The sequence below is a fragment of the Candidatus Eisenbacteria bacterium genome (assembly GCA_018831195.1).
Lineage (GTDB): Bacteria > Eisenbacteria > RBG-16-71-46 > CAIMUX01 > JAHJDP01 > JAHJDP01.
The window spans coordinates 33,489-41,661 of record JAHJDP010000035.1; the positions used below are offsets into that span (position 1 = coordinate 33,489).

Genomic DNA, 8,173 nt, shown 5'->3' on the forward strand with positions numbered 1-8,173 from the left:
TCCGGTGAGTCCTCGTTCTTCCCATGGTGAAACTTCCCCCGCGGCCGGCTCATCCCCATGGATCGGGCCCATCTGGGATCATATCCGCTTTCAGGACGAAGCGCTGGAGGCTATTCGCGAGCCGCTCCTGGCGGGGCGCCTGCCGCACTCGCTGCTCCTGTGGGGGCCGTCCGGCGTGGGGAAAATGCGCACGGCCCACGGGTTGGCGCAAGCGCTGCTGTGCACTGCGGCCACGCCTCCCTGCGGAGCGTGTGCGGGTTGCAGCAAAGTATCCCGCTTCCTGCATCCCGACTTGCACACTCTTCGTCCCTTGAAGTCGAAAGAAGATCCGACGGATGATCCGATTCTGGCCGCCTATGCCTCGGAACGGTTCGGCAGCATCGAGGCGATCCCCCCGGCGGCCGTGGGAATCGACAGGATCAGGGCGATTAAAATGGAGGCATCAAAGAGCCTGGTTGAGGGACGCTGCCGGGTGCTGCTGATCTCCCAGGCCGATCTTATGACCTCGGAGGCGGCGAATGCCGCTCTCAAAATTATGGAAGAACCGCGCGGGGAGACATTTCTAATTCTCACCGTCGCCGATCCGCGCCGGCTGCTGCCGACCGTCGTTTCACGATGCCGCCGCATCCGGTTCAGAGCCCTGCCCCAGGATTATATGGCGGCGGTGATTTTGGATGAGACCGGTTCCAGCGCCGAAACGGCGCGGTTGGCCGTCGCGCTGGCCGAGGGGAATCTCCCCAAGGCTATACAATGGGCCCAGGAAGAGATCATCCAGCGCCGCGATGAAATCCTGGAGCTCGTCGCGCCGACCGGCGGCGACATGGCCCGCGTCATCAAGAAGGCGGAATCCTGGGGACGGCGCTGGGATGCCGGAACGGCCCCTTTTTTGGCCGGTCTCCTGGGGTTGTGGCAACAGGATCTGATGCGATGCCTGGCCGGCTCTCCCGAGGAGGGAATCGTCCACCGGGATTGCCTTGATCGTCTCCATCGCGAATCCAAAACCGTCTCTATCGCGGAAATCCGCCGACGTCTGGAGCTGATCGAGGAACTGGTCGAATCGGTGCAGCACTATGTCAATCCGCAGTTATCTTTGAAGGCCTTTTTACTGGCGTGGGAGAAGGGCGATACACCGGACCGGATGCAGCGGCCAATTTAGTACAAGGACTTGATCGCTCCCCAGCTTGTCTCTACCGTGGGGCTAATACCGCAATTGCCGCCGCTATACTCCCTTATCCCCAAACTGACAATGCTTTCATAGATCGGAACGACATTCGGCAGCTGCCAGCCCGAGGGGTAACTGGTCGATGGGGATATCTTTGTGCGGGGCATTCCCTCGCCGGCGCCGTCTTCATCGGCGCCGACACTGAATTGGGAAACAGCGCCCGGCCAATTGGGCCAGAAACCGACGAAGTGAAGACCGCCCACATCACAGCACACCTCTCTCTCATAGGTCGAAAAATTGGGGTATTGCGCCACGGTGCCGATATGGACCCCGGGGAAGTAGCAAATCACATTGCCGGGAACCGGAATAAAGCCGCTGGTATCGCTATCCCAAATATAGATATCGATCGTTGCGCCGGTGTACTCGCCGACCTGCGCAAAGACCAACTGGATCCCGCAAACAAAGCTCGCCGTATACCCCTCCGCCCAGGCGCCGTAGTATTGAGGACCGCCCGATACTCCCTCATGTTGCCAACTCACCGCATTTTCAAAGGTTTGGTCGTCGTTTCTCAGAAAGGCCGATTCGGGGCAGATCGTCAGCCGTCCGGGATCGGGAAGGAAGGCCCCCTCGTCTCTGGAACCCAGGGCGGCGGCGGGATTTTGTGCCGCAAGGTGGGTTGCGGGACTCATGCAAAAGACGATAAGCAGAAGAGTGAGAGATCGAACCATGTCGCCACTCCTTGATGCGGTGCGGACTCTAAGATGCGGGTAGCTCCGGATGCTGCCATAAGGATACTCCGCGGGGGCCGAATAACAAGCGAAATCCCTTGCAATGGGCCCATACAAGCTCCAACGCTTGTATCGCAAGGGGCATCGGCGCGACAGGCTTAACCGTCAAGGAGGATGGATGTCTTGCACAATTTTAGGTAGGTTGGTCTAAAGACGGCTGAACCAGGAGTTGAACCGAAGCCATGATTGATACGCACGCCCATGTTCACACCAGGGATTTCGACGCCGATCGGCCCAAGGTCCTGACCCGCGCCTTCGCCTCGGGTCTGAAGGCGATTATCGAGATCAATATCCTCCCCAGGGGGTGGCCGGGCGTCATCCGTCTTGCCGAAAACGATCCGCGCATCTTCGCCGCGGCGGGGCTCCATCCCAATGATGTGACCGATGACTCATTTACCGATGTCCCCTGGATCGAGGAGGCCTTGCGGCATCCCCGCGTTCGCGCTATCGGCGAAACGGGTCTCGATACCTATCGCAAGCGGGCTTCTCTTGAAAACCAGAAGAAACTCTTCAGCGAACATATCGCCCTCGCCCGCCGCACGGGGCTACCCCTCGTGATTCACTGCCGAAATGCGCACGACGAGGTCTACGATCTTCTCGAGACGGAGGGGGCCGGGGTACGGGGGGTCATGCATTGCTTCTCCGGTGATATCCGCCATGCCCGGCGCGCGATCAAATTGGGATTCCTGCTCGGGCTGGGGGGCAGCATCACCTATGACGCGGATCGCTGGCGGCCGCTGGTGCGCAAGATCGGCCTTGAACATATTATCGTCGAGACCGATTGCCCCTACCTCTCGCCCGAGCCCGACCGGCGCGCGCGCAACGAGCCGGCGCGGGTGTGGCAAACGGCGGAGCGGCTCGCCGACTATCTCGGCGTTGATGTGGATGAGGTCGACGCGGCCACCGACCGGGCAGCGGTGGATCTCTTTAACATTTCCGATGATCTCAAGGATTTGAAATGAGCGACGCGCAGCCTGCCGGCGGATCGGAGCGGGCCTGGCTGCGGCATGCCGGGATCCGTCCTAAAAAGAGGCTGGGCCAGAATTTTCTGATCAATCCGAATTTCAGGGATCGTCTTATCGCGGCGATCGGCGTGGCCGAAGATGATGCGGTGCTCGAGATCGGACCCGGTTCGGGGTCGCTGACCCTGCCGCTGGCCCGCATCGCCAAGCGGGTTTGGGCGGTGGAGCGGGACAAGAGATTGTACGATCTTCTCAGCGAGCGGTCGGAAGCCGAGCTCCCCGGCGCCGCTTTAACAATGATCCATGAGGATATTCTGGCCGTTGATCCGGGGGTGCTCGCCCGTGAGGCGGGGCGCCCGCTGCTGCTTGTCGGCAACCTTCCCTATGCCGTCACCTCGCCGATCCTGCTTTGGATGCTCAAGCACCGCGATTCGTTCGCGGGCGCCGTGATCATGGTGCAGAAGGAGTACGGCGACCGCCTGCGCGCCACCCCCGGCGGGCCCGGATCGTCGAGCCTCACCGTCTGGGCCGCCTATCACGCCCGCGTGACACAGGAGATGCGCGTGCCGCCGACCGTTTTTTGGCCTCCGCCGGATGTCGACTCGCTGCTGTTGCGCTTACACTTTCATGAGCAGCCGCCCTATCCGCTCAGCGATCCCGGCTGGCTGGAACAATCGCTGCGGATCAGTTTCGGCAAGCGCCGCAAGCAACTCGGCGGCTGTGTCGCCGACGCGCTGGATCTTTCGCGCAACGAGGCGGTCGAACTGCTGCAGAAGCTCTCGATCGATCCCGCCCGCCGCGGCGAGACCCTGACGCTCGAAGAACACTGCCGCCTGGCCGAGGCGATCGGCCGCGGATGGCCCGGTCATCTGGCGCGGCACGGTCGTTGACGCTATCCACCTACCTTCCGCATTCGTCACTTACGGGGATTTTCGGAGGCTGGGCGCTTTTCGTTGAGGCTCCGATTCTGCATGTGCGCCGGCATCAAGGTAAACAGACATTCACAGAAAAGATGAAGCATAAGATTGACACGGCGGCAGGTCGTGCGATTTACCTTACGAGGCAGGAAGAAGGTCAATACTCAATGGAACCTATTCTGCATGGTGTACAATCTGAAAAAGGTACACCGATATGGAGAAGGGTTTGCATAATCCCGGCGTGTGCGCGTGTATGAGCTCTATGCCGGCGGCGCCCTGAAGATCGGGCGTGCACGGTGATTCGGCCCGCAATACGAAGCAGACGAGGAGAGATGATGACAACCATAAGGCGGGGCAAAGTGGCGGATGCGCCGGAACTGAAGGCCCTGGACACAGTAGTTCCTCGTGATCCGACGAGAGCCGAATGGATCGATCGATGGCTTCGCGAGGACACGGTGCTTGTCGCCGAAGTCGAGGGGCGCATCGTTGGCTACGGCGTCTTCAACCATGCGTTCTTCCACATGAGCCAAGTCGAGATGCTGATGCTCCATCAGGAGTATCGCGGCCGGCGGATTGGAGAACAGCTGCTCGCGGCGCTGGAGGAGCAGGCCGACACATCGAAGTTCTTTGTGACAACGAACCTGACCAACTATCGCATGCAAAGGCTGTTACTTCGCATGGGATACGCAGCTTGCGGGTATATCGACCAACTCGATCCGGGCGACCCCGAACTCGTATTCGTCAAAAGGGTGAAGTAGGGTATAGCGGTCGTGTCATCAGGATTCTCATCGCGATCGTCATCGCCGTCCTGTATTTCACGGATCGCATCGGGGGGCCTCGCCATCATTCTCGGGATCATTGCGATTGTCTTCTTGCTTACCGGTCTCCTGGGCCGGTGTCCGGCATCCCCTTTGATGTGAGGATTTCAACCTCACGGAGGGCAGTTTAGCTATTTTTGGTCGGTCTATTCTCACTTTGCTTTCATTATAATATTAGATTAAAGCAATTTTTACATTTTCCCGGGAAGAAATATTCCCTAAAATTGCACCAAATGCATGGAGGAACAATTATGAACTATAAACACAGATTACTTATCTGGCTGTCACTTGCCCTTTTGCTATGTTCCGGTCATAGTATTTACAGTGAAACGGACCATCCGGATGTCATCATAGATGGCATTGCCTACAATTTTTATCCGCAACTTTACAAACATATCCATCTGGAATCGCCCTTCACCACTCCCGAGGGGGATGTCGTGGTGCTGGTTGAGACCATCGATGGCGAATTCGGCCTTGTGCCGGTCACATTGGGCAATGATGACAGCCTTGACTATAAAGAACGCCTTTGGTTTGGCCGGGGCCGGCAATTGCTGGTTGATACGCTTGATTTTCCCACTCTGGCCAAAACCGGCCTGCATTCAGAAAAAGAACTCGGCGAGATCAAAACAATAACCGGCAAGCCGGTTGATGAAATTAACCGCATTGCCAAGCCGAATCATTCTTCCGGGGCGGGCTTTATCGCCGATGATGAAGATATCATTTCAGTATTGAAGGGAGACAACAAGCTGGTTCACACAATGGGGCTGACTCACACCGATATTGCAGAGTCGTTATTTCATGTCTTCAATGTTATTCAGGAAGTTGGGAAACATCAGGGCAAAGCCAAACAACGCGGGAATGTTTGTCGCATTTATTATAACAATCGTGATATCAATATTAATTATTTGGGGGCCAAAGGCTGGCAGGAGTCGATTTTCAACGATGAAATCCTCGGCTATTGGCAAATTGAAATGTCATGTGATTTAAAGCCCGCTGAATTGATCTATCTCGAACAAAAATATCAAACTTTAAGCGAAGATGATTTTAAATTTCTAACGGATAAACTAACTTTTATCCACACCGGCGAAATGGTTTTCTTTTATGCCATGCGTTATGGATTCTACGAGGGCCACACCAGCTATCGGGCTGATCCGCTGGCTGTGGCTGTAATTTTCGGCTTAAAAAGCATTCAGGAGCTTGATGAGGATTTTAATGGGAATCTTTACAATGCCTTGAGAAACCATTTTAGATCGAAATAGATTATTGAAGGATCTTTCTTTATCAAGGCTCTAGATCGAAAATTCTCACAGATCGGCATCGTTTGTTGCACAACACTCAACATACCCCGTATACTGACACTGTCGAGGAAATACTATCGCAAATTGATGCTCATGTGCTCCGTCGACACCCACTGCAAGGAGGCTCAATATGCCATGTAACAATTTAATATCAAGGTTCCTAAAGGTTACCGGACTCTCTTTGCTCCTCCTCTTGCCTACCCTCGCGACGGCAACAACCTGGAATGTTCCAGGAAACGCCGCCACGATTCAGGGGGGGATTGATCTTGCAAGCCTTGGAGATACGGTGCTCGTCGGTCCGGGAACCTATGCGGGTGCCGGGAATGTCAACTTGTCCTTTGGAGGGGTGGATCTCGTGCTCCGCTCCAGTGCCGGACGGGATCAGACCACGATCAACTGCGGCTTCAGTGCTCGAGGGCTGATCTTCACCGGGGGTGAAACGGCCTCTGCCGTGGCCGAGGGGTTCACAATCCGGAATGGAAGCGCGACAACGGGCGGCGGACTGCTCATTGACGAGTCCAGCCCCGTCATTCGGAACTGCCGTTTTGTTCATTGCTACGCTTCGGGCCACGGCGGCGCTGCAGATCTGCAGGATGTGTCATCACCGCAGTTTGAAAGTTGCGCCTTCGACTCCAACAGCACGAGTGGCGACTACCACACGGGAGGAGCCATCCAACTGCTGGATGATGGTTCGTTCATCGATTGCACCTTCCGTGACAACGAAGCCGGCGGCATCGGGGGTGCGATCCGCTTGACCAGCGCCGGCGATATCACCTTCGAAGCGTGCACTTTCGAGCGTAATCATGGGACCGACGGCGGCGCCGTTGCAAATCAGGGCGCTGTGAGCATGACCTACACTTTGTGCAGCTTCATAGGGAACAATGTGTCGAATTCCGGCGGGGCTATAAATACTACGGGCGGCCTCAATGCGTTTAATGAATGTTTCTTTGATATGAACTCGGGCAACTACGGCGGGGCGGTGTATGTTCTCTTGGGGGTTGCTGTCCTGAATAACTGCACGGTTGTTCGGACCACATCCCTTGCAGCATCGGGTGCGCTCTCGGTCACGAACGCCGGATCCCACATTGATCTCAACAACACGATTGTTTATGGGACCGTGACGGGACCCGCTGTTCGGTGTCTGAACTATGGGGATGTCACCCCCGTCTGCACAGACCTATATGGAAACGAGGGTGGGAATTGGGATGTTGTCTGCGGGGCCGGGGAAGACACCATGAACGGCAATTTCTCCCTGGATCCGCTCTTCACCGATCCGGACAATGGAGACTTCACGCTCAGCGCGGGGTCCCCGTGCCTCGATGCGCCCGACTGCGGGCTGGTCGGCGCTTTCGGGCAGGGAGGCGGCACTGATAGCGTCGACGAACCGGATGGGAATGACATCCAGATCGATTTCCTGGAACCCGCGACTCCCAACCCATTCGGCTCGGCCACCAATCTGACTTACACAATCCCTGCGGGGAATCATGAGAATGTTCGTCTCACGATTCACGATGTGCGAGGCCGGCTGGTGCGCGAGCTGGTGGATCGCCTCCAAACCCCTGGCCGGTACACGGTCCCGTGGGACGGGAACAATCAGACCGGCTGGCCCGTTGCGGGAGGAGTGTATTTCTACCAACTTACTCTGGATGGGAAGAAGCAGGCCAAGCGCATGATTCTCGTGCGTTAGTCCTCCCGTGCTGCGTGAGAACATCACGTCGAGCGGATCGCCCCCCCGATGGGTTCACGGAGCAGAGAGCATAGACCAAAGCTCCGCCCGGGCTCGCCGGCCGGTCCAACGGAGAGGGTGCCCCAGGTCATCCCCCGTTGCTGGATTGGAAAACGGCGCACAGGTAGTCATCGCCATCCAGCGTGAGGCTGTTGTAATAGATGCGCCCTTGCGAATCTGAATCCAGCACGGGATCTGACCGGAAAACCCCGGGTTCGATCACGCCGGTAAAAGTCCAAGTCTGGCCGGCGTCGGTCGTATAACCGTAGCCCGTCTGACGGAAGTCCCTCGCGATGGTGTCGAACTGTCTCCATCCGATCACGATCCTGTCGGGATCGACCGCGTCGACGGCGATTGACGGCTCGTTCGCCGCATCGCCGGTCACGACGCCGTGATGACACCCAGAATCCAATACCACCGACCCTGTCCATGTTGCGCCATGCCGAGTTCTTTTCTCATCCGTCCTGATTTTGGTAATGCCGCGGAAGGGTGCTAAGGAGCG

Annotated in this window: 9 protein-coding genes; 7 read left to right on the forward strand and 2 right to left on the reverse strand. The window is 57.2% G+C overall.

Features of this window, described 5'->3' with window-relative positions:
- Positions 1-4 precede the first annotated feature (4 nt).
- Positions 5-1,156 carry a hypothetical protein gene (locus tag KJ970_07455; protein MBU2690750.1) on the forward strand — a complete coding sequence of 384 codons (1,152 nt, stop codon included), beginning with the start codon at positions 5-7 and terminating at the stop codon, positions 1,154-1,156.
- Here KJ970_07455 and KJ970_07460 read toward each other — a convergent pair.
- Entirely contained in the window at positions 1,153-1,890 is a 738-nt protein-coding gene (locus KJ970_07460; GenBank protein MBU2690751.1) for a hypothetical protein, read from the reverse strand. The two genes, KJ970_07455 and KJ970_07460, sit on opposite strands and share 4 nt — an antisense overlap.
- A 242-nt stretch (positions 1,891-2,132) precedes the next feature.
- Here KJ970_07460 and KJ970_07465 point away from each other — a divergent pair, with 242 nt between their 5' ends.
- The 6 genes from KJ970_07465 (at position 2,133) to KJ970_07490 (ending at position 7,632) form a co-directional block, all read left to right on the forward strand.
- Positions 2,133-2,912 carry a TatD family hydrolase gene (locus KJ970_07465; GenBank protein ID MBU2690752.1) on the forward strand — a complete coding sequence of 260 codons (780 nt, stop codon included), beginning with the start codon at positions 2,133-2,135 and terminating at the stop codon, positions 2,910-2,912.
- A complete protein-coding gene (gene rsmA / locus KJ970_07470) occupies positions 2,909-3,802 on the forward strand; it encodes a ribosomal RNA small subunit methyltransferase A (GenBank protein ID MBU2690753.1) in 894 nt (297 codons plus the stop codon). Before KJ970_07465 ends, rsmA begins: the two co-directional genes overlap by 4 nt.
- A gap of 153 nt (positions 3,803-3,955) precedes the next feature.
- Positions 3,956-4,063, forward strand: a complete 108-nt coding sequence (locus tag KJ970_07475) for a transposase (protein MBU2690754.1) — start codon at positions 3,956-3,958, stop codon at positions 4,061-4,063.
- A 98-nt stretch (positions 4,064-4,161) separates the two neighbouring features.
- Positions 4,162-4,587: a GNAT family N-acetyltransferase gene (locus KJ970_07480; protein ID MBU2690755.1), complete on the forward strand. Its 426-nt coding sequence runs from the start codon at positions 4,162-4,164 to the stop codon at positions 4,585-4,587.
- Between the two features lie 311 nt (positions 4,588-4,898).
- Entirely contained in the window at positions 4,899-5,906 is a 1,008-nt protein-coding gene (locus KJ970_07485; protein MBU2690756.1) for a hypothetical protein, read from the forward strand.
- Between the two features lie 169 nt (positions 5,907-6,075).
- The gene (locus tag KJ970_07490) at positions 6,076-7,632 is read left to right on the forward strand and encodes a T9SS type A sorting domain-containing protein (GenBank protein MBU2690757.1); all 1,557 of its coding nucleotides are present in this window, start codon (positions 6,076-6,078) and stop codon (positions 7,630-7,632) included.
- A 127-nt stretch (positions 7,633-7,759) separates the two neighbouring features.
- On the opposite strand, the gene KJ970_07495 is transcribed toward KJ970_07490, so the two are convergent.
- A partial coding sequence (locus KJ970_07495) for a hypothetical protein (protein ID MBU2690758.1) occupies positions 7,760-8,173 on the reverse strand: 414 nt, incomplete at its 5' end.

Bases quoted from the DNA above. Each gene is read 5' to 3' on its own strand.
- KJ970_07490 (MBU2690757.1), top strand. From the start codon at position 6,076: ATGCCATGTAACAATTTAATATCAAGGTTCCTAAAGGTTACCGGACTC.
- rsmA (MBU2690753.1), top strand. From the start codon at position 2,909: ATGAGCGACGCGCAGCCTGCCGGCGGATCGGAGCGGGCCTGGCTGCGG.
- KJ970_07480 (MBU2690755.1), top strand. From the start codon at position 4,162: ATGATGACAACCATAAGGCGGGGCAAAGTGGCGGATGCGCCGGAACTG.
- KJ970_07460 (MBU2690751.1), bottom strand. From the start codon at position 1,890: ATGGTTCGATCTCTCACTCTTCTGCTTATCGTCTTTTGCATGAGTCCC.
- KJ970_07485 (MBU2690756.1), top strand. From the start codon at position 4,899: ATGAACTATAAACACAGATTACTTATCTGGCTGTCACTTGCCCTTTTG.
- KJ970_07465 (MBU2690752.1), top strand. From the start codon at position 2,133: ATGATTGATACGCACGCCCATGTTCACACCAGGGATTTCGACGCCGAT.